Annotated in this window: 19 protein-coding genes; 3 read left to right on the top strand and 16 right to left on the bottom strand. The window is 36.8% G+C overall.

What is annotated here, in order from left to right; genetic code table 11:
• From mtaB to gpr, 12 genes are all read right to left on the bottom strand, one after another.
• Entirely contained in the window at nt 1-1,356 is a 1,356-nt protein-coding gene (gene mtaB, locus TX86_RS02140) for a tRNA (N(6)-L-threonylcarbamoyladenosine(37)-C(2))-methylthiotransferase MtaB (protein WP_042345811.1), read from the bottom strand.
• 6 nt (nt 1,357-1,362) lie between these two features.
• Nucleotides 1,363-2,115, bottom strand: coding sequence for a 16S rRNA (uracil(1498)-N(3))-methyltransferase (locus TX86_RS02135; RefSeq protein ID WP_042345810.1), 753 nt, complete (start codon nt 2,113-2,115; stop codon nt 1,363-1,365).
• Between the two features lie 388 nt (nt 2,116-2,503).
• Entirely contained in the window at nt 2,504-3,442 is a 939-nt protein-coding gene (prmA, locus tag TX86_RS02125) for a 50S ribosomal protein L11 methyltransferase (protein WP_042345807.1), read from the bottom strand.
• 22 nt (nt 3,443-3,464) lie between these two features.
• A complete protein-coding gene (gene dnaJ, locus TX86_RS02120; protein ID WP_042345806.1) occupies nt 3,465-4,598 on the bottom strand; it encodes a molecular chaperone DnaJ in 1,134 nt (377 codons plus the stop codon).
• Nucleotides 4,599-5,011: 413 nt separating this feature from the next.
• Complete coding sequence (gene dnaK / locus TX86_RS02115; RefSeq protein ID WP_042345805.1) at nt 5,012-6,853, bottom strand: molecular chaperone DnaK; 1,842 nt, start codon at nt 6,851-6,853, stop codon at nt 5,012-5,014.
• Nucleotides 6,854-6,889: 36 nt separating this feature from the next.
• Nucleotides 6,890-7,489, bottom strand: a complete 600-nt coding sequence (gene grpE, locus TX86_RS02110; RefSeq protein ID WP_042345803.1) for a nucleotide exchange factor GrpE — start codon at nt 7,487-7,489, stop codon at nt 6,890-6,892.
• A gap of 166 nt (nt 7,490-7,655) precedes the next feature.
• The gene (gene hrcA, locus TX86_RS02105; protein WP_042345801.1) at nt 7,656-8,687 is read right to left on the bottom strand and encodes a heat-inducible transcriptional repressor HrcA; all 1,032 of its coding nucleotides are present in this window, start codon (nt 8,685-8,687) and stop codon (nt 7,656-7,658) included.
• Nucleotides 8,688-8,774: 87 nt separating this feature from the next.
• Nucleotides 8,775-9,914: a radical SAM family heme chaperone HemW gene (hemW, locus tag TX86_RS02100; RefSeq protein WP_042345799.1), complete on the bottom strand. Its 1,140-nt coding sequence runs from the start codon at nt 9,912-9,914 to the stop codon at nt 8,775-8,777.
• Nucleotides 9,915-9,993: 79 nt separating this feature from the next.
• On the bottom strand, nt 9,994-11,829 hold the full coding sequence (gene lepA, locus TX86_RS02095) for a translation elongation factor 4 (protein WP_042345798.1): 1,836 nt from the start codon (nt 11,827-11,829) through the stop codon (nt 9,994-9,996).
• Nucleotides 11,830-12,251: 422 nt separating this feature from the next.
• Nucleotides 12,252-12,581 (bottom strand): YqxA family protein, encoded by a 330-nt coding sequence (locus TX86_RS02090; RefSeq protein ID WP_042345793.1) that lies wholly within the window; start codon nt 12,579-12,581, stop codon nt 12,252-12,254.
• A 29-nt stretch (nt 12,582-12,610) separates the two neighbouring features.
• Nucleotides 12,611-13,813, bottom strand: coding sequence for a stage II sporulation protein P (gene spoIIP / locus TX86_RS02085; protein ID WP_336469843.1), 1,203 nt, complete (start codon nt 13,811-13,813; stop codon nt 12,611-12,613).
• A 117-nt stretch (nt 13,814-13,930) separates the two neighbouring features.
• The gene (gpr, locus tag TX86_RS02080) at nt 13,931-15,049 is read right to left on the bottom strand and encodes a GPR endopeptidase (protein ID WP_042345789.1); all 1,119 of its coding nucleotides are present in this window, start codon (nt 15,047-15,049) and stop codon (nt 13,931-13,933) included.
• A gap of 252 nt (nt 15,050-15,301) precedes the next feature.
• Here gpr and rpsT point away from each other — a divergent pair, with 252 nt between their 5' ends.
• Nucleotides 15,302-15,565, top strand: coding sequence for a 30S ribosomal protein S20 (gene rpsT / locus TX86_RS02075; RefSeq protein ID WP_042345788.1), 264 nt, complete (start codon nt 15,302-15,304; stop codon nt 15,563-15,565).
• 80 nt (nt 15,566-15,645) lie between these two features.
• Here rpsT and holA read toward each other — a convergent pair whose 3' ends face one another.
• The gene (gene holA, locus TX86_RS02070) at nt 15,646-16,677 is read right to left on the bottom strand and encodes a DNA polymerase III subunit delta (RefSeq protein WP_081707534.1); all 1,032 of its coding nucleotides are present in this window, start codon (nt 16,675-16,677) and stop codon (nt 15,646-15,648) included.
• A gap of 369 nt (nt 16,678-17,046) precedes the next feature.
• Between holA and TX86_RS26040 the strand changes: the two genes are divergently transcribed.
• A complete protein-coding gene (locus TX86_RS26040; protein WP_042345785.1) occupies nt 17,047-17,181 on the top strand; it encodes a YqzM family protein in 135 nt (44 codons plus the stop codon).
• 76 nt (nt 17,182-17,257) lie between these two features.
• Here the strand turns inward: TX86_RS26040 and TX86_RS02060 are convergent, their stop codons facing one another.
• The 3 genes from TX86_RS02060 to TX86_RS02050 all read right to left on the bottom strand — a co-directional run bounded on the left by TX86_RS02060 (nt 17,258) and on the right by TX86_RS02050 (nt 20,844).
• Nucleotides 17,258-19,555, bottom strand: coding sequence for a DNA internalization-related competence protein ComEC/Rec2 (locus TX86_RS02060; protein ID WP_042345783.1), 2,298 nt, complete (start codon nt 19,553-19,555; stop codon nt 17,258-17,260).
• A 15-nt stretch (nt 19,556-19,570) separates the two neighbouring features.
• Entirely contained in the window at nt 19,571-20,131 is a 561-nt protein-coding gene (locus TX86_RS02055; protein ID WP_042345782.1) for a ComE operon protein 2, read from the bottom strand.
• Between the two features lie 95 nt (nt 20,132-20,226).
• On the bottom strand, nt 20,227-20,844 hold the full coding sequence (locus tag TX86_RS02050) for a helix-hairpin-helix domain-containing protein (RefSeq protein WP_230203633.1): 618 nt from the start codon (nt 20,842-20,844) through the stop codon (nt 20,227-20,229).
• Between the two features lie 104 nt (nt 20,845-20,948).
• Here TX86_RS02050 and comER point away from each other — a divergent pair, with 104 nt between their 5' ends.
• On the top strand, nt 20,949-21,776 hold the full coding sequence (gene comER, locus TX86_RS02045) for a late competence protein ComER (RefSeq protein WP_042345780.1): 828 nt from the start codon (nt 20,949-20,951) through the stop codon (nt 21,774-21,776).
• Nucleotides 21,777-21,797 lie beyond the last annotated feature (21 nt).

The raw sequence follows: 21,797 nt of genomic DNA, 5'->3' as shown, positions 1-21,797 counted from the left end.
TTATTGTGCTTTTGACAATGAAGTCGCTTCTTCGTCTTTCATCACTTTAACAAACTGTCCTTCATTATAAGGATAACCCGCTTTTGTAATCTTTATTTTAACAATTTCCCCAACCATCTCTTCGTTACCAGTGAATACGACTTTCAAATAGTTGTCTGTATAACCAACATATAAATCCTCGTTTTCGCCTTCTGAAAAACGTTCTTCAGGAATGACTTCTAGCACTTCATTTTCAAAGTTAGAAGCATATTCCTTCGCTAATTGATCACTTAGAGCAATTAATCGATGAACACGATCATTCTTCACATCTTCATCCACTTGGTCTTCCATTCTTGCCGCTGGTGTCCCAGTACGTTTTGAATATGGGAATACATGCAGCTCAGAGAATTGATGTTCTTTAATAAAATCGTATGTTTCCATAAACTCTTCTTCTGTTTCCCCTGGGAATCCAACGATTACATCGGAAGTAACAGCAAGTCCAGGAAGTGCATCTTTCAACGCACGTAATCTTTCACCGAAGAATTCCATTGTATATTTTCTACGCATTCTTTTCAATACAGTATCTGAGCCAGATTGAAGCGGTATGTGTAAATGACGCACAACTTTTTTCGACGTTCTTAACACTTCAACTACTTCATCTGAAATCTGACTAGCTTCTATTGAAGAAATACGAATACGTTTTAACCCTACTACATTTTCTTCTAAATCACGTAGTAGCATTGCAAGATTATAATCTTTCATATCCTCACCATATCCACCTGTGTGAATACCTGTTAAAACAATCTCTTTATAACCTGCGTCTACTAGCTGCTGGGCTTGACGAATTACCTCATCTGGTTTTCGAGAACGCATTAATCCACGAGCCCACGGAATAATACAGAATGTACAGAAGTTATTACAACCTTCTTGGATTTTCAATGAAGCACGTGTACGATCTGTAAATGCAGGCACATCTAGCTCTTCATATACACGTGATTTCATGATGTTACCTACACCATTAATCGGCTCTCGCTCTTGTTTAAATTGTTCAATATATGGAATCATTTTGTTTCTGTCTTGTGTTCCAACTACAACATCTACCCCTGGAATTGCTAGAATTTCAGCAGGTGACGTTTGCGCATAACAGCCCGTAACACAAATAACCGCATCAGGGTTTTTACGAATCGCACGACGAATAATTTGACGGCTCTTCTTATCTCCTGTATTGGTAACTGTACACGTATTTATGACATATACGTCTGACTTCGCTTCGAAGTCTACACGTTCATAATTCTCCGCTTTAAACAGCTGCCAAATTGCTTCTGTTTCATAATGATTTACTTTACAACCTAATGTATGAAAAGCAACAGTTGCCATTTATCTTCACCCCATTAATTCTAATTGATATGAAACAGCTGAAAGTACATATAAAGGTGCTGTTTCTGTTCTAAGTATTCTTGGTCCTAAGCCGCATGCTGTAAAACCAGCATCTCTTAATGCTTCAACTTCTAACTCCGTTAAACCGCCTTCAGGGCCAAATACTACTATAACAGAAGCCCCCGGTTTCATCGTTTGAAGCGCCTTACTAAGAGCACTACTTTCATTTTTTTTAGCTTCTTCTTCATAAGCAACAAGAAGCACATCAAACTCTTTTGCTCGTTCAAGCAATTGACGAAGATTGAGTGGTGTTTCAACTTGCGGTACAACAGTACGATGTGATTGCTCGGCAGCTTCTTTCGCAATCTTCTGCAGACGCTCTACTTTCTTCGCTGCTTTCTTCGCATCCCATTTCACAATTGAACGATCAGCAATAAAAGGGATAAAGAAATGAGCTCCTAACTCCGTACCTTTTTGCACAATGTACTCTAATTTATCCCCTTTAGGCAAACCGCTCACGATAGTTACTTGAACAGGTAATTCTTTCTCTTCATTCAACCATTCTATAACAGTCCCCAAAACCTCTTCATTGGTAATGTTTTCAATACGTACTAATGCACTGCCCTTATCTCCAAGTACACAAATAACCTCTTCTCCATCAGTCATTCTTAATACTTTTGCGATATGATGATAATCACTATCTTTAATTGTCACAACATCGTCTTTTATTTGCTCAACTGGAACAAAATATCGTTGCATGCTTCCTACACCTACTCCGTCAAATTTCCGTTTTAAAAAATGAACAAGTGGCACTCTGAAAAACCGTCACCGGTCCTTTTGAATTGAAGATTTCACTTCTTGTTTGACTTCAAATTCAAAAGGAGACATGCGCCAGACATAAGGCGGGCTGTTCTTGAAAACCTGCTTATGGTTTTCAAAACAGCATGACTTATGTCCAAGCATGGCAGGTGTAAGGTTAGACATCGAAAAACCGCCACCGGTCCTTTTTACCCCTTTAAAGCAAAAAGGAGCCACACGCAAGACTAGCCGAGCCGTTCTTGAAAACCCGCTTTTCGATTTTCAAAAACGGATTGGCTCAGGAGACCCTCGTGTGGCAGGTTCATCTTATTATAATTAAAAGAAAAGCTTACTTCTTCTTTGCAATGAAAGCTACCCAATCTTCCATTACCATTGTTTCCATGATTTCGAATCCAGATGCAATAAGAGCTTCTTTCACTTCATCTTTTTTCTGTAAAATAATACCTGAAGAAATAAAGTATCCGCCTTGCTTTAATCCAGTTGCTACATCATCCGTAAATCGCATGATAACTTCAGCTAAGATATTTGCTACAATGACATCTTGAAGTCCAGTTACACCATCTAGCAAGTTATTTTGCGACACATTTACTGTATCTTGTACTTTATTCAACTTAATATTAAGTTTCGCTGATTTAACAGCTACCTCATCTAAATCTAAAGCTTCAACATGAGATGCTCCTAACATAGCCGCAGCAATACTTAATACGCCTGAACCAGTTCCAACATCAACAACCTTGTCTCCACGATTCACCATTTTCTCTAAAGCTTGAATACATAAGACTGTTGTTGGATGCGTTCCTGTTCCAAATGCCATTCCTGGATCAAGTTCAATAATCAATTCATCGCTAGATACAGGTTCGTACTCTTCCCAAGTAGGAACAATAGTGAATCTTTCCGAAATCTTAACAGGGTGATAATATTTCTTCCACGCTGTAGCCCACTCTTCTTCATTCACTTCACTGATTGTTACAGAATTTAATCCTAAATCAATATCATAAAGCATTAAGCTATTAATCGCTTCTTTAATACCTTCCACCGTTTCACCTAAGAAACTATTCACAGGAAGATATGCTTTCATTAAAACGCCTTCTTCAGGATAATCATCAGGATTAAGTTGGTAGATCTCACCAAACTGATCTTCTCTTTCTTTAAAAAGATCTTCCCTATCTTCGATTACAACTCCGCTTGCACCCGCTTCGTGTAAAATATTTGAGATCGGTTCGACCGCTTCACTTGTTGTATGGATTGCTATTTCAGACCATTTCATTTACTACCAACTCCTGTTTGAATTATTCTCCTTTAAAAGCGCGCTTCATTTTTGCAAAGAAGCCCTCTGTATGCTCATCAGTAGTCTCTCCACTAACTTCAGCATACTCTCTTAACAATTGCTTTTGCTTATCACTTAACTTCTTAGGTGTAATCAACTTCACGATAATATGTTGATCTCCTTGACCGTAACCACGAACGTTAGGAATACCTTTTCCTTTTAAACGGAATCTAGTACCTGTTTGCGTACCAGCAGGGATTTTCAATTGAACTTTTCCATGTAATGTTGGAACTTCAATTTCATCTCCTAATGCCGCTTGCACGAACGTTAATGGTACTTCGCAGTACACATCGTCTCCATCTCTTTCAAAGAACTCATGCTCTCTTACATGGAACACAACGAATAAATCACCTGAAGGACCACCATTTACACCTGGTTCACCTTGTCCAGATACACGTAATTGTTGACCATCATCGATACCTGCGGGAATTTTAACGTTGATTTTCTTTCTTTTCTTAACTTTCCCTGTACCAGAACATGTAGTACATTTGTTTGGAATATCTTTACCCGTTCCATGACAGTGACGACAAGTTGTACGGTTTACAATTCTTCCAAATGGGGTATTTTGTTCAATATTAACTTGACCACTTCCACCACAATGAGAACAGTTTTCTACCTTTGTACCTGGTTTAGCCCCAGTACCTTTACATGTATCACAATTTTCCTCGCGAGGAATTTCAATAGTTGTTTCTTTACCAAAAACAGCATCCTCGAATGAAATTGTCATTGTATATTGAAGGTCATTCCCTTTTCGTGGTGCATTTGGATCTCGTCTACTTCCGCCACCGCCAAAGAACGTGCTGAAGATATCTTCAAAACCGCCAAAGCCCCCACCAAAATCTTGACCACCAAAGCCGCCACCACCAAAGCCTTGATTTGGATCAGTATGTCCAAATTGATCATAATGTGCGCGCTTTTGTTCATCGCTTAAGATTTCATAAGCTTCTTTGATTTCTTTGAATTTATCTGCAGCATCCGCTTCTTTATTAATATCAGGATGATATTGTTTTGAAAGTTTACGATATGCTTTTTTTATTTCATCTTTTGAAGCGCTTTTGCTGACCCCTAACACCTCATAATAATCTCTTTTACTCATAAGCTTTCAACTCCCGGTTCTTTCACATAAATGTTATTTTATCACTTACTTTATAGTGGTTGCAATAATGAAAACCGTCACCGGTCCTTTTTCATGAAGCACTTACTTCTTGAATAAACTTCAATGGAAAAGGAGCCACACGGCAGAAATAAGACGAGTCGTTCTTGAAAACCCGCTCTTGGTTTTCAAAACGTATTGGCTTATTTCCAAGTGTGGCAGGTGTAAGGTTAGACACCACGGAAAATTATATACATTCTTTTATCACATGCACTAGTAATATATTGTAAAAATCCAAAAAGTGTTTTCACAAAACGAAGGCTAATATCGCCGGAGAATGATCTAAACTCTAAAAAAAAGTCAAAGCCCTAAACGATGACTTTGACTTTTTTTACATTCGTTGTTACTTACAAAACTTACTTTTTATCTTTATCGTCTACTTCAGTAAACTCAGCATCTACAACGTCATCGTCTGCTTTTGCTTCACCTTGACCAGCTTCAGCACCTTGAGCTGCTTGTTGAGCTTTTGCTGCTTCTTCATAAAGCTTCATAGTAAGATTTTGAACGATTTCTTGAAGAGCATCCTTCTTAGTGCGGATTTCTTCTAAATCATTCTTCTCAATTGCTTCTTTAAGAGCATCTTTAGCAGCAGTTGCAGATTCAATTTCAGAAGCATCTACTTTACCTTCAAGATCTTTCACAGTCTTTTCAGTAGTAAATACTAATTGATCAGCTTCATTGCGTAAGTCTACTTCTTCCTTACGTGCTTTGTCAGCCTCTGCATTTTCTTCAGCTTCTCTAACCATACGTTCTACTTCTTCATCTGATAAGCCTGAAGAAGACTTAATTGTAATAGTTTGCTCTTTGTTAGTACCTAAATCTTTAGCACGAACATTTACGATACCGTTTTTATCAATATCGAATGATACTTCGATTTGTGGAATTCCACGTGGTGCTGGTGGAATATCAGTTAATTGGAAACGACCAAGTGTTTTGTTGTCGTTAGCCATTGGACGCTCACCTTGAAGTACATGGATATCAACAGCTGGTTGGTTATCAGCAGCAGTCGAGAATACTTGAGACTTACTTGTTGGAATTGTTGTATTACGATCAATAAGTTTCGTGAATACGCCACCCATTGTTTCAATTCCTAGAGAAAGTGGAGTTACATCAAGTAATACTACGTCTTTAACATCACCAGTTAAAACGCCACCTTGAATTGCAGCACCCATTGCTACTACTTCATCAGGGTTAACACCTTTATGTGGGTCTTTTCCAGTTTCTTTACGTACCGCTTCAACAACAGCTGGAATACGAGTAGAACCACCAACAAGGATTACTTTATCAATTTCAGATGTGCTTAAGCCAGCATCTTTAACAGCTTGACGAACAGGTCCCATTGTACGCTCGATTAAGCTATGAGATAACTCTTCGAATTTCGCTCTTGATAGAGTTACATCTAAGTGTAATGGACCAGCTGCACCAGCAGTGATGAATGGTAATGAAATTTGCGTAGAAGTTACACCAGAAAGGTCTTTCTTCGCTTTTTCAGCAGCATCTTTTAAACGTTGAAGAGCCATTTTATCTTGACTTAGATCGATAGCATGTTCTTTCTTGAATTCCTCTACTAGGTAATCGATGATTACTTGGTCAAAGTCATCTCCACCAAGACGGTTGTCACCAGCAGTAGATTTAACTTCAAATACACCATCACCAATTTCAAGAATTGAAACGTCGAAAGTACCGCCACCAAGGTCAAATACAAGAATTGTTTGATCTTCGTCTGTTTTATCCATTCCATATGCTAGAGCTGCAGCAGTTGGTTCGTTGATAATACGTTCAACTTCAAGACCTGCGATTTGACCAGCATCTTTCGTAGCTTGACGCTCAGCATCATTGAAGTAAGCAGGAACTGTGATTACAGCTTTCGTTACTTTCTCACCAAGATATTCTTCTGCATAGCCTTTTAAGTGTTGAAGAATGATAGCAGAGATTTCTTGTGGAGAATAGTCTTTGCCTTCAATATTTTCTTTATAAGTAGTACCCATATGACGTTTGATAGACATAATTGTGTTAGGGTTTGTGATTGCTTGACGCTTAGCCACTTCCCCAACTTGTCTTTCACCGTTTTTAAATGCAACAACTGAAGGAGTTGTGCGGTTACCTTCTGGATTTGGGATAACTTTTGCTTCTCCACCTTCAAGTACAGATACGCAAGAGTTAGTAGTACCTAAGTCAATACCGATAATTTTACTCATGTCAAAATTACCTCCTAAATAATATGTAATTCTCTTTTATTGATTTACTTTCACCATTGACGGTCTAAGAACACGATCTTTGAGCTTATACCCTTTTTGAAACTCTTCAACCACAATATTTGCCGCAAAATTTTCATCACTTACTTGCATAACCGCTTGATGGAAATTCGGATCAAATTCTTGGCCAACAGCTTCAATTGGTTCAACGCCTTCTTTTTGAAGTGCATCCATCATACTTTTGTACACCATTTCCAGACCTTGAAGCATACTTTTCGTTTCTTCATTTTCTGTTGGTACAGCAAGGGCTCTTTCGAAATTATCTAACGAAGTAATTAGTTCGCTTGCTAAACTTTGGACTCTATATTTTTGAGCAGCCTCTAAATCTAATTTAGAGCGTCTTCTTGAGTTATCGAAATCAGCTTGTAATCGAAGATAACGGTTTTCCATTTCTTCCATTTTTGCTGTTAAACTACGAGTATTTTCCTCTGCCTTTGCAAGTTGTTGTTCACAAGTTAATTCTTGTTCAACTTCAACTGTATCTTCTGATGAAGTAGTTTCTTCCTCAGCAAAGATTTCTTCTACACCAGCATTGTCAGCTACTGTTTCTTCAACTTCTTTTTTGTTTTGTTCTGACATGATACTCACCTCCCTATGAAAGCCATATCTATGTTTTTTATTTAAAACTTATAGCAACTTGCAGTTTACTAAAAGATTTATATACTAACGGAATCATCTACTTCTTAAATTCTGAACAGAGAAAAAGGCAAAGCGATGCCACGCCCTTCTCTCAATATCTCCACTTCTATCTATTTTGATACAATTTAGTCAAAACAGTAGAGAAGTCTTGTGAGAATAATTTTAAAAGTGAGATAACACGCGAATAGTCCATTCTTGTAGGTCCTAAAATAGCAACTGTGCCAAACTGTTTTTGACCTATCGAATATGTTGCTGTAATTAAGCTGCAATTCTCCATTGCTGGATCATTATTTTCACTACCAATTTTGACATGAACACCGAGTGGATTCTTAACAATCAATTGATACAATTCCTTCTCATGTTCAATCATTGATAATAGAGATCGGACCTTTTCAATATCATTGAACTCTGGTTGACTTAGCATATTCGTTTTTCCGCCGAAGAAGATTTTCTCATCCGGAACCACTTGTAGCGTTTCTGCTAATGATGTAACCATCTGTTCATAATTGTTTATGTGTTGTCTAAATAAGGCTGCAACTTCATTTTGAATTCTTACGCCTAGTTCTACTAAAGGAACACCAACTAATTGATCATTTAATATATTCACGATCTTCTCAATTTGACTTCCGTCTATGGATGTTGGTAACTGAATTAATTTGTTTTCCACATGTCCTGTATCCGTGACGATTAAAGCAACCGCTGTTTCACGATCAATTGGTACAAGTGAAATTTTTTTCAATTTATTATCTCTAACCTTTGGACCTAAAACAATTGCCGTATAATTCGTGATTTCTGATAATATTTGTGCAGATTTTTGGACAACCTTTTCTAATTCATAAATCTTATCAACGAAAACAGACTTTAGCTTTTGCATTTCCTCATTTTGAACTAGTGGAGGAGAGAGCAAATGATCGACATAATATCGATACCCTTTTTCAGAAGGAACTCTTCCTGAAGATGTGTGTGTTTTCTCAATAAAACCTAATTCTTCTAAGTCAGCCATATCATTACGAATAGTTGCAGAACTAAACGTAATATCACTTTTTTTCGATAAACTTCTTGAGCCGACCGGCTGTGCAGAACGAATAAAGTCATCAATGATTACTTGTAGAATTAATAACTGACGATCTGTTAGCATGTTTGATCACCTCTGTTAGCACTCCTACACAACGAGTGCTAAATCTACTTAATAACTTATCAAAATCACTATACAATGTCAACGGTTTTACCCAATTCCTATAAACGATTGAAACACTTCATTTCCGAGCAATTTCCCCGCTCTAGTCAAAGAAATCCGTCCATCCTTAATCACAACTAGTTGCCGCTCTAACAGTTCCTCGATTTGTTCTTTAAATACATCCATTAAATCCAGTTTAAAGCGTTCTTTAAACAGTTGAAGTGAAACACCTTCCATCTTTCTTAACCCTAGAAACATTTCTTCTTCCATACGTTCATTGAGTGGTACTGGATGAACGCTCATACGTGGTAGTTCTCCATTTTCGATAGGAGTCATATATTTTTTCAATGGACCGTAATTCGCGATACGCTCTCCATTCACATAGCTATGAGCACCAGCTCCAAAACCGTAATAATAGTCATTATCCCAATATGTCGTGTTGTGGCGACTTTCATAGCCCTCTTTCGCAAAATTACTAATTTCATAATGATGTCGCCCATGCTCTTCCATTGTATCCATTAGTATTTCATACATTTCCGCTTCTAAATCTTGACTTGGCAATCGAAGAGCATCTTTTTGCATCAAGTTGTAAAATACAGTCTTTGGCTCAACGATTAATGAGTAACTAGAGTAGTGAGGTAAATCTAGCTCTAAAGCTAACCTTAATGACTCTTTAAAGTCTTCCTTCGTTTGTCCAGGTAATCCGTACATTAAATCAATTGTAATATTTTCAAATCCTGCTTCACGTGCTTTCGCAATCGAATCAAATACATCTTCCGGACGATGTGTTCGCCCAATACTCTTCAAGATTTTCTCTTGAAAAGCTTGCACACCAAAACTAATTCGATTTACACCCGCTTGCTTAAGTATACGCATCTTATCGATTGATAAATCTCCAGGATTCGCTTCAAATGTGTATTCCACTGATTGACGATCAAACGGGAGAACTTCCTCAATAGAATCACATAGCACTTGTAATTGCTCTTCATTCAAGGACGTCGGTGTACCACCACCCACATAAATCGTCGAAAGCTGATCTGTTGGTTGCTGTTGTAATGTTAACTCCATTTCCTTTTTCAACATATGCAAATATTTCTCTACTGGCTGCCCTTTTAAAAACATTTTATTAAAGTCACAATAATGACATATATGTTCACAAAACGGGATATGAATGTATGCACTCTTCATTTCTTAACCAACTCCTTCCATTCTCTTCTCTATAGAAAAAAGGCTAGTGAAGGTCAACCTTTTCTAGCCTTTCAAAATTTTATTTTTTTGTATTTGTATCGTCCATTTTTAATACTGCCATAAAAGCTTCTTGCGGAACTTCTACAGAACCAACTTGCTTCATACGTTTTTTACCTTCTTTTTGCTTTTCAAGAAGTTTACGTTTACGTGAAATATCTCCACCATAACATTTTGCAAGTACGTTTTTACGCATCGCTTTAATCGTTGAACGAGCCACGATTTTTTGACCGATTGCTGCTTGGATTGGTACTTCGAATTGTTGTCTTGGAATTAAATCTCTTAACTTATCTACAATTACCTTTCCACGTTCATAAGCAAAGTCACGGTGTACGATAAAGCTTAGTGCATCGACCGTTTCATTATTTAATAGAATATCCATCTTCACTAGTTTAGACGGTTTATATCCAATTAATTCATAGTCAAAAGATGCATATCCTTTCGTACTTGATTTCAATTGGTCGAAGAAGTCATAAACAATTTCAGATAACGGAATTTCGTAAACAATACTAACACGTGTTTCATCTAAATATTGCATATCGATGAAATCACCGCGTTTTTCTTGGCAAATTTCCATAATTGCGCCAACGTAGTCTTTTGGAGCCATCATTGTCGCTTTTACATATGGCTCTTCTACGTTTTCGATTTTTTGAGGATCTGGCATATTAGAAGGGTTATCAACTGTTACAGTAGAACCATCTGTCATTTGTACATGGTAGATAACACTTGGTGCAGTAGTAATCAAATCAATCTTGAATTCTCTTTCGATACGCTCTTGAATAATTTCCATATGAAGCAATCCTAAGAATCCACAACGGAAACCAAATCCAAGTGCTTGTGATGTCTCAGGCTCGAATTGTAATGCTGAGTCATTCAACTGGAGTTTCTCTAATGCTTCACGTAAGTCATTGAAGCGAGCCGAATCAATCGGATATAGACCACAATATACCATTGGATTTAAAGTACGGTAACCAGGAAGAGCTTCAGTAGCACCGTTTTTCGCATTGGTAATGGTATCCCCTACGCGTGTATCACCAACGTTTTTAATAGCGGCTGTTAAGAATCCAACATCCCCTACGTTTAATTCATCCACAATTGTAGACTTCGGAGTGAACACACCTACTTCAATTACTTCAAACTCTTTACCTGTAGCCATCATTTTAATTTTATCTCCAGGCTTAACGCTTCCTTCTACGACACGAATGTATGCAACTACACCACGATATGCATCGTATAAAGAGTCAAAGATTAGAGCTTTTAATGGAGCATCTGGGTCACCTTCTGGCGGTGGCACTTGAAGAACAACTTGCTCTAGAATATCTTCAATTCCAATTCCAGCCTTCGCTGAACATAGAACCGCTTCCGATGCATCCAAACCAATTACTTCTTCAATTTCATTACGAACTCGTTCAGGGTCCGCACTTGGTAAATCAATTTTATTTATAACTGGAAGAATTTCTAAATTATTATCTAAAGCTAAATACACGTTCGCTAATGTCTGAGCTTCAATCCCTTGCGCAGCATCTACGACTAATACAGCACCTTCACATGCAGCTAAACTACGAGATACCTCGTATGTGAAATCGACGTGACCTGGCGTATCTATCAAATGAAAAATATATTCTTCCCCATCAGAAGCTTTATATTTCAATTGTACTGCATTCAACTTAATAGTTATTCCACGCTCACGTTCTAAGTCCATAGAATCGAGCAATTGAGCTTTCATTTCACGCTGAGCTAACGCATTTGTTTTCTCTAAAATACGGTCAGCTAAGGTAGATTTCCCATGATCAATATGAGCGATAATGGAAAAGTTACGGATTTTCGATTGTCGTTTTAATTTTTCTTCTCTATTCATTTAATCCACTCCTGTATGTCGACACAAATACACTATTTTTCATTATAACCTGTCAAAAAGCAACATTCAACATGAAAAGCGGAAAGTGGTCACTTAGCGACGTATGGACCGGAGCACTCTGATACGTGATAAAGGAAACACGAAGAACGTAGTGATTCGATGTTGACTTATCGTAGAGAAGAGTGTGAAGTCCACTAGTCGCTGACCACTTGGAGCTAGACACATCGAAAAGCGGAAGTGCCCCGTTTTGCTCCGTATGAACTGGAACCCGCTGACTTATCGTAGGGAGATAAGCAAAGCCCAAAGCAAAAAGGAGACATGCTCACTCACAAGACGAACTGTTCTTGAAAACCTACTTTTGGTTTTCAAACAGAACGACTTACGACCGAGCATGTCCATTTCACTTATTCAACAATCTCCCACTAATCCGGTACAACAAAATCTAGCGCTTTATTAAATAGAGTTTTCGAACTTTCCGTAATTTTCTTTCCTAGGTTTGAAAACGCATTAAACGCTTTTATTTCTTCTAGCTTCTCTTTCTTCTCTTGTAAATCATAACTATTAATTTCTTTTCCAAGAATAGAAGCATCTATTTCCCCGTCTCGTTGTTCCACAGAGACAGCACTATATAATTTTGGATCATCGTAGCCTCGCATATTCAACATCCCAATATTGGCTTTTTGCATGCCTAATAAAACGCCTACAAAAAATATAATAAGTACCAATAGAAATTTCAAAAAAAAGCGAAACATACAATCACCCTGCTTGTATTATTTAAATTCTAGTTTTGAATTACACCGTTAACTTCCTTTATTCCATTTTCTGCTACATAATAATCACTAAACACGTCAGCAAATGCCTGCATAGATGCTTGTAATTCTTCAAATGTATTATCAACCCCACCTGCTTCAATCAACATCGCGCGCTCTGATAAATCTTGATTATAAACACCATTATTCCCAGGCCCACCTTGTTTAAAAACCCCTCGCGATAAACCAGGGTATTTTTTTTCAAGTGCCTGATGGAGCTTAGATGCTAGAGCAAAATTTTTCTTATATTGAGCATTCTCCCCACCAACTATAAAGGCAAGCTTGGCATACACTTTTCCTTTGATAGTTATTGTAGTATTTTTCTTCGGTGCGGAATCACGATGAACATCAATGAGATAGTTTAAATCCTTATTCTTCGCCATCGCATCTTGTACAACTAGTCTGGATTCAGCATAGGCTTTTGAATACTTTAATCCCTTATTTGACAATCGTTTAATAATATCCGTATCATTCTCAGTTGCACCTATACCATTACTTTCCAAGCTACTTTGTAGTAATTGACCTACTTTGGTTACATTAATTTTCGAATGCTCCGCTCGATCAGCATTCGTTACACCCTTCAAATAAGGAGTATAGGACTCATACGTATGTGTATGATAAATCAAAACAACTTTCTTGCCATTCGTTATATTACTTTTCTTGTTAGAGTTCGAATCTTTCAATGGAGTATCAAGATTATCTACGTTTTGTAAATCAGCATCATTTTCCGCCACAACTTTATCATCTGGTGGAGATGACTCGTAAGGCATATTCGTATAATCCGTTCCTTCACCAGCCACTAATATCTCCGAATCAAAATGAGCAAATCCAGGTAACTCTCGTCCCAATAAACTTCTCGGGTCGTCTAACGAGATATTCGCTGAAAGCTTCAATAACTGTTTTTCCAAAGAGTCTTTCTTGTCAGTCTCTTCTATTGATGCTGCAAAATAACGATTTTCAAATGATAGTAACGAAAATAACATCTTTCCAGAAAAAATACTTGTAGCATCGTTTACTGATTTGGAAGATGGACGATATTCAGGATTCACTGATGTTAGTAAACCACTTAACGAAAACACAAACAGTAAGAGGACTATAACAGCTAGAAATATTTTTACTAGTAGAGATCCTTGAATAATCGTAAACGGGCTATAGTGATAGTGTTTTTTCATCATTTTCCCCTTTCACAGCTTGTCTATTAAATAAATATGACTTTGCTAGAAAAGGTAGAACTAAAAATATCAGCCCTAAAAATTACAATTTCAAGTTAGTATAACCTCATTAATTTTCTATTACTTCGTATGATAGCCCGTATTCTCCTGATTTACTGCCTCATGTAGTGCAGCATTTAATCCGTTTGCAATTAAGTTCGACATATCCTCCATGAAAACATCCACTTCTTTTGGCGTTACCATTAAATTATGACCAAGAGGAGCTAATACTTCATGGATAAATTTTCGCTTTTCTTCTTCCGGAAGAGTTCCAATAACGCCCATAAAGGTTTTTCTTTCCTCTTCTCCCGGTAAATCATCGTCAGTTAATTTTTTTCTTTTTCCAAAGTTTAGTCCGGCAGGAGCAAGTGCTCTTGATGGACGATTTCCTTCTTTCAATTCTTTACCAAAATGCTTCAAAATATAATCAATCGTATCACTCGTAATTGTAACTGCATCTACAACTGTCGGAATTCCAATCGCAATGACAGGAATTCCAAGTGTTTCCTTACTTAATTCTTTTCGCTTATTACCTACACCTGACCCAGGATGAATACCTGCATCAGAAATTTGTATAGTAGCATTCACTCTTTCTAGTGAACGAGCAGCAAGAGCATCAACAGCAATAACAAAATCCGGCTTCGTCTTTTCGATAACGCCAGAAATAATATCACTCGTCTCAACACCCGTAATTCCCATAACACCTGGTGCAATGGCACTAACTGGACGATAACCTTCCTTTACTGTTTCCGGCTCTAGTTTAAATAAATGCCGAGTTATAATTAAATTTTCTACAACTGATGGACCAAGAGCATCGGGGGTAACATTCCAATTTCCCAATCCAACAATAAGAGCACTTGCATCTTCTTTAATTTGTAGCTTTTTTAGAAAATACGAAAACTCTTTGGCAAAAACCTCTTCCACTCGTTGTTGTGTGTCACTATCACCAGAACGAATTCCTTGTACTTCAATCGTTATGTAATTCCCTTCTTTTTTTCCGATTTGTTTTGCACCTTCAGCCGTTACTTCAATTAATGAAACAGTAATATCATTTTCCGTTTTTTCTTTAATAATAACGCCAGCTATTTGTGATATATCCTTCTCTCCAGCTACCGTTCTTTCTTCAATCAACATTTCATTTGCTTCTAATGCTAAATCTGTTCTTATAGCATATTTACTGTAATCTACTTTCTCTTCCATAGGCACTGCCTCCCAAACCAAAGTTCTCTTATTTTTCCATATTTAATTACAATTATTCTTTTGTGGTTATTAAAAAATTTCTTTCAAGAGAAAAACCTTTTACAATCAACAATAAAATAGTGTACAATGCATATTAGTATTGCAATATAAATGTCAGTCTGATAGAATGATTTTTGTTGCTTAAACAAGAAATTTAAAAGTCGAGTTTATTTTATATAGATCTCGATTCCTAATATAGGAGGTGACACCGGAATGCCTAACATTAAATCTGCGATTAAACGTGTAAAAACGAATGAAGTAAAAAGAGCTAACAATATTACTGCTAAGTCTTCAATGCGTACAGCTGTTAAAAACGCTGAAACTGCAATTGCTAACAATGATGCAAACGCTAAAGACACTCTATTAGCTGCTGTAAGAAAATTAGACAAAGCTGCTTCTAAAGGTCTTATCCATAAAAACGCGGCTGCCCGCAAAAAATCTCGCTTAGCTAAAAGACTAAACAGTCTTAACGCATAATTAAAACGATCCTTTGGATCGTTTTTTTTGCAAATAAAAAGACGTGGCATAAACCACATCTTTTTATTCTCTCTTAAATTCTACCGATTATTCACTCGACTTCCACTTTGTAAAATTATCAACTCTAATAATAATGCTTTATCCATTTGCCCTGTTTTCATTTTGTAATCCGCATCCGCAATATTATTTAAGAAAGTCATTAATTCTTTCTCATGGAAATAACGAGCTTTTTCCAATGCTAATTTGACGCGGAAAGGATGAATTTTTAAGTGCGTGGCTATTTTTTGCTGACCGTAACCATTTTGAGCTAAACTTTTTGCCACATACATAATGCGTACTTGCGAAGCCATAAGCGCTAACACTTTAATTGGCTCCTCATTTTGACGCAGTAACGATTGCAATAATTGTATAGCTTGCGATGCCTTACGGTTCATGATGAAATCAATTAATGTGAAAATGTTTTGTTCTAATGATTTTGAAGCTAAATCATTCACTGTTTGTACAGTAATCACTTTCTCTTCAAACACGTATAACGCCATTTTCTCGATTTCATTCGAAAGTAACAACAAGTTCTGTCCCGCTGTCTCCATTAAAGCTTGAATTGCATCACGTTCAATCTGCACACCATGCGTAGCAGCTTGCCCTTCTATCCACTTTATAAGCTCTTGATCTTTTAATTTATTTGCTTCGACAACTGTTGCATATTTCTTCAACTGTTTTGTAATTTTTTTTCGTTCATCTAGTTTTTCATATGGCGCTGCAATAACCACAATAGAAAACGGAGAAGGATTTTCTACATAATCGAGAAATAATTGAATATTATGCTCTACTTTTTCTTTTGTTTTTTCTGCTGTTAAAAAATAAGGATTATGTAAAATCACTAATTTCCGCTCACCCATGAAAGGAAAGGTTTCTGCTTCCTCAAGAGCAATGTGAATCGGTGTTTCTTCTAAATCAAAGTTCGAAACATTAAATTCCACTTCACTTTCTTCTAATGCATTTTCCATTAAAGTCGAAAGTGTTTTTTTTATAATAAATGGCTCAGGGCCATACAGTAAATATAAAGGAGCGAATTGCTTCTTCTTCATTTGTTTCCATACTTCTAATGCCAAACTAATCGCCTCATTTTGCTTGTATTAACATAATGTTAGCGATGATTGTTTTAATTATCAAGTAGGAATAATAGGGAGCATTTTGGACATAAGTATAAAAGTACCTTTATCGAACATAAAGGGGTCATCCTCATCTCATCAAGACGACCCCTAATCTATATAAACGCAGAATGCTAAGCCCCGGGAAAACTTGACTTTCTGCGGTATACCAAATCATTACTAGTAACGGTGGTGTAGTCATTATTCTTTCCAGACAAAATCAAACTATATGTGACAACTCTTACTAGTTGTGGAAAACGATTTAGTGCCGTATAGATTTTTTTAGTGTAATCGCTTATACTATTTAAGAATATATGGGAGGGATGGAAAATGAATACATTTGAACAAGATGTGCAATCAAAGCGTAATGATGCCACTGATTCAGCAGTAGGATTTATAGTTTCTTTCGGGTTTTTCGCCACAATGTTCATCATCGCAACAGTGATTAAATACGTTGCAGGTTAAAACAGTACATAGACCTTCCATTCAATAATGGGGGTCGTTTTTTTATCATCTTGGGCTCTTCGAATACAATCCTATACTATGGCAATGTGACCGAAAAGGTTCCTCTTCCCCATAAATATTTATACTGTATAGCTCCGTTCTGATCCGTGCGTAGAAGGTGGATATTGCGCTCCTGCAACAATTCTAGCACTTCTGGGCTTGGATGATTATAGCGATTGTTTCTCCCGGCCGATACAACCGCTACCCGAGCATTAAGTTGATTTAGAAAAAGAGGCGAACTAGAATGCTTACTTCCATGATGCCCTACCTTCAATACATCCACTTCTAACTGAGGATACCTTCTTATAAGCTCTTGTTCACCTTCCTCACCTAAATCCCCCGTAAATAACCACCTTACTCCATTTATAGTCGCTAACAACACAAGGGAACTTTCATTTGAATTACCTGTGTACTTAACTGGATGCACTACACGAAAAGTATCCTTTCCCCTTCTCCACCCCTCTCCATCTTCTAATAAAGTCATTTTACTTCTCTCTTTAATAGCTCCTTCCCACATCGCAGTAGCAATAAAATCCTTCCTTAATGCTTCCGGAATCACAATCTCTTTTACTCGCATCGCCTTCATGACAGCATTAGCACCACCAATATGATCTTGGTCATCATGCGTCAAAATGAGTTTATCGATTTTACGAATACCTTTGCTTTTCAAAAAAGGAACAACAATATCTTCACCAGGTTCAAAAGACTTTCGCTTCTTCCGCCATTCATCTTGAGAAAATAGTAATACACCGCCTGTATCAATTAAATAGATCCCTTTCCCAAAAGGCCGTTTAATTAAAATGCTATCTCCTTGACCAACATCAATTACAACTACTTCACCAACTGGTGACAAACTCACTTTGTGATAAAACACAAATAAACTTAATAACAACAAAGAAACACAAATAAAGATAGGTTTACGATTCTTTTGTTCCCAAAAGTAAAAGAGCAGCAAAATCACACTCGTCAAAAACATCGTAAATAAAAAGGATGGTTTTCCAAAAGAAAGAGAAGCGAATGGGATACGAGACAGTAACACTGCCGTATCGTTACTGATGATAAAAAAACATTCAAGTAACTTTAACAAAAGAGAAGAAAAAGGAGCATGTAAAACAGAAAAGAGGAATGCAATAAATGTTACTGGTAATAATACAACCGTATACAACGGAATATACACAATATTCGCTAGAAATCCCCATACAGAGAATTCATGAAAGTAATATAAAATGATTGGCAGTGAACATAACTGACAAATAACTGTTACGATTAGTGATTGAACTATTTTATTATGATGCTTAACACTAGCTAATATTTTCGCACTCATTAACAACGCAAAGGTAATAAAAAACGACAACTGAAAACCTACTTGTTGTAAATAAAAAGGATTAATAAACATTAAAAGGAGAAAAATACTACTTAACAAAGAAACGGATGAAACTTTTATTCTGCAAAGAGACAGAATTAGAAATGCCATAACCATTACACATGCACGGACAACAGAAGGAGCACCACCCGCAATCACTCCATATATCGGAAGCAAAACAATTAAAATACTTTGTGTCGTCTCTCTCGTTAATCCTAGGCGTATGCCTATATAAAATAAACAAGCCGTTATAATTGCCACGTGCAAACCTGAAATAGCTAGTATATGAACGAGAGACAATGATTTATAAGCATTGTATGTTTCTTCCTCAATCCAGTCACTTTCTCCGAATAACAACGCTGCTGAAAATCCTTTTGCCTCTGATGGAAAATACCGTTCTATATGCTGTAAGCTTTTTAATCGAATACTTTTGATTTTTTCAATTAGTTTTGGTTTCATATTTTTACATGCTTTCAATGGATTTTGTTCAGACTTAAGAATCCAATTAATCTTTTGATTCCACAAATATTGTCGATAATTAAAAGCATTTTCATTGCGATGATTATCAGGTTGTTCTAACTGCCCTGAAATAGCACAAGTTAAACCAAGCTTATATTGATCAGAAACAGCTTGCTTTTCTTCAGCTGATTTAAAAGAGTAGCGTAATACTATTTTTTCTTCAGAAGAGGTTGTAACAATTGTTTGAAGCGTTGAACCATTGATATCTGGAAGCTCTGTCATCCGAACGATAAGCGATTTATTAGAGGTCGTTACAGTAGTTTGATTAAAATAGGCATGAAGATGCGAGATGAGGAAATATAAAACAATAGTAATGAGTACATACGAAATGACTTTTTTGGATGAGGTAAACAAATAAAGCAGAAGAATAAATAGGAAGATTACAAAAAAGGTTTTCCAATCATAAAAGGCCGAAACACCTAGAATAGCTGCTACGGCCAGTAATAAAATCACAAGCAATCACCTCTGCTATTGAAAAAGTTTTTCCTTTTGTTCTTTTAAAGCACGAAGTTTCTCTTCATCTGCGTGTAGATTTTCTAATTCTTTAAGCATCTCTTCAAACAATTCAACTTTCTCGTGAACTTTTGAATCTAATGCCGCTTGTTCAAACGGAACATGCTCCACTTGAACACCAGCTTGCTGGAATAATTCAATTGCATACGGATGGTTTTTATAATCTTCAGCATAGTAAACAGCTTTAATTCCCGCTTGTATAATCGATTTACAGCATTGTAGACAAGGAAAATGAGTTACATACATTTCTGCCCCACCCGTTGGAACACCAAATTTAGCGCATTGTAACAACGCATTCATTTCAGCATGGACAGTTCTAACACAATGATTATCAATCACATAGCAGCCTTTATCGATACAATGATCGCCTCCTGCAATCGAACCATTATATCCCCCTGCAATAATACGCTTATCACGAACAACTGTAGCGCCAACAGTTAAACGTGTACAAGTACTTCTAAGAGCTAACAAATGACTTTGCGCCATAAAATATTGATGCCAACTAATTCGACTCATCCTGCTTCCCTCTTTTTCTAATAAAAATAAGTTTGTTACAGATTATTCTACAACGTTTGCACGATTTTGAATAGAAGTCTATACGGAGGTACATTTTATATCGTAACTTGATCTTTCAGTTTTTCAAACGTTTTGTCGCCTATTCCACTAATTTCCTTCAATTCGTCAATACTTGAAAAAGAACCTTTTTCTGTACGATACTGGATAATTGCTTTCGCTTTAGCTGGACCAATTCCGGAAATAGTTTGTAAGTCCTCTTCGCTTGCTGAGTTAATATTTACTTTTCCTCCACCTTGTGAGGTGCTAGGGTTACCACCAACGGCTATAGAAGCATTCGTTTGAGGAGGCTGTTCTCCTATATTTGGCACATAAATTAACATTTGATCTTCAACTCGCTGCGCTAAATTAACAGCATTACGATCAGCTTTCGCAGTAAAGCTTCCTGCCTTTTCAATTATATCCAACACTCTGTCATCCTTCCCTGCCATGTATACACCCGGACGATTGACAGCACCTTTTACATCCACTTTCTTAATAACTTCTTCCTGTACATTCGCTTCTTTTGTTACCGCCTCCTTAGCAGGGGCTTGTTCTAATAAATTTTCTGCAGTTAATACATCTTCCTCACGATTAGTAAAAAAATACATCATGACAAGCAGTATGAGAATACCGACAGCACCACCAACTATTAACCATATTTTCTTTTGCGCCATTAACTTCACAAGCTTCACTTCCTTTATTACATGATTATTTCGCATAATTTCCATTTGTATTTCATATTGTTTTATGAAGTAAGTGCGGAAGGGAGGAGGATTACATGATAGTTGGAATCATCGGAACAGGTAATATGGGCTCTATTCTCGCAGATGCCTTACTACAATCAAATTCTGTTCAGGCGTCTTGTTTAAAGGTGTATAATCGTACGCAAACCAAAGCACTCAACTTACAACAACAACATCCACAAATTGAAATTAGCACGAGTATTCGTCAAATCACTCAAGACTGCCAATTGATTTTTGTTTGTGTTAAGCCTGGTGATATGTATCCTCTTTTTGTAGAAATGGAAAAGGTCATTAGTAAAGACAAATGTGTTGTATCCATAACTAGTCCTATTAGTACAAAACAAATGGATACGGTATTATCTTGCAGCACTGCTCGCTTCATACCGAGCATTACTAATAAAGTGTTATCAGGAGTATCATTAATTACATTTGGGGCCTCTTGTAAAGAGGAATGGAGACAAATAATTCGTACGCTTGCTAAAAACATTTCAGAAGGAATTGAAATTGAAAACAATATTACAAGGGTATCTTCAGATATTGTCAGTTGCGGACCAGCATTCTTTAGCTATTTAGCACAATGTTTTATCGATGGTGCGACAGCCACAACAGGCATCGACAAGCAAACAGCTACAATATTAACGGAAAAAATGTTAATTGGATTTGGAGATTTGTTAAAAAGCGGACAATATTCTTTACCCACACTACAAGAGAAGGTTTGTGTAAAAGGAGGTATTACAGGAGAAGGTATCAAAATACTAGAAAGCGAAGTTGGCGATATGTTTCAACAATTATTCCAAACAACACATCATAAATTCGCAGAGGAAATTTCAAAAATCGAAAAACAATTTCACGAACAATATTAAATTTCGACAAAAATCTAACAA

It is taken from the genome of Bacillus massiliigorillae, assembly GCF_000380245.2.
GTDB lineage: Bacteria > Bacillota > Bacilli > Bacillales > DSM-1321 > Bacillus_AD > Bacillus_AD massiliigorillae.
This window is presented reverse-complemented; position numbering and strand designations above follow the sequence as displayed.

Bases quoted from the DNA above. Each gene is read 5' to 3' on its own strand.
- mtaB (WP_042345811.1), bottom strand. From the start codon at position 1,356: ATGGCAACTGTTGCTTTTCATACATTAGGTTGTAAAGTAAATCATTAT.
- TX86_RS02135 (WP_042345810.1), bottom strand. From the start codon at position 2,115: ATGCAACGATATTTTGTTCCAGTTGAGCAAATAAAAGACGATGTTGTG.
- prmA (WP_042345807.1), bottom strand. From the start codon at position 3,442: ATGAAATGGTCTGAAATAGCAATCCATACAACAAGTGAAGCGGTCGAA.
- dnaJ (WP_042345806.1), bottom strand. From the start codon at position 4,598: ATGAGTAAAAGAGATTATTATGAGGTGTTAGGGGTCAGCAAAAGCGCT.
- dnaK (WP_042345805.1), bottom strand. From the start codon at position 6,853: ATGAGTAAAATTATCGGTATTGACTTAGGTACTACTAACTCTTGCGTA.
- grpE (WP_042345803.1), bottom strand. From the start codon at position 7,489: ATGTCAGAACAAAACAAAAAAGAAGTTGAAGAAACAGTAGCTGACAAT.
- hrcA (WP_042345801.1), bottom strand. From the start codon at position 8,687: ATGCTAACAGATCGTCAGTTATTAATTCTACAAGTAATCATTGATGAC.
- hemW (WP_042345799.1), bottom strand. From the start codon at position 9,914: ATGAAGAGTGCATACATTCATATCCCGTTTTGTGAACATATATGTCAT.
- lepA (WP_042345798.1), bottom strand. From the start codon at position 11,829: ATGAATAGAGAAGAAAAATTAAAACGACAATCGAAAATCCGTAACTTT.
- TX86_RS02090 (WP_042345793.1), bottom strand. From the start codon at position 12,581: ATGTTTCGCTTTTTTTTGAAATTTCTATTGGTACTTATTATATTTTTT.
- spoIIP (WP_336469843.1), bottom strand. From the start codon at position 13,813: ATGATGAAAAAACACTATCACTATAGCCCGTTTACGATTATTCAAGGA.
- gpr (WP_042345789.1), bottom strand. From the start codon at position 15,049: ATGGAAGAGAAAGTAGATTACAGTAAATATGCTATAAGAACAGATTTA.
- rpsT (WP_042345788.1), top strand. From the start codon at position 15,302: ATGCCTAACATTAAATCTGCGATTAAACGTGTAAAAACGAATGAAGTA.
- TX86_RS26040 (WP_042345785.1), top strand. From the start codon at position 17,047: ATGAATACATTTGAACAAGATGTGCAATCAAAGCGTAATGATGCCACT.
- TX86_RS02055 (WP_042345782.1), bottom strand. From the start codon at position 20,131: ATGAGTCGAATTAGTTGGCATCAATATTTTATGGCGCAAAGTCATTTG.
- TX86_RS02050 (WP_230203633.1), bottom strand. From the start codon at position 20,844: ATGGCGCAAAAGAAAATATGGTTAATAGTTGGTGGTGCTGTCGGTATT.
- comER (WP_042345780.1), top strand. From the start codon at position 20,949: ATGATAGTTGGAATCATCGGAACAGGTAATATGGGCTCTATTCTCGCA.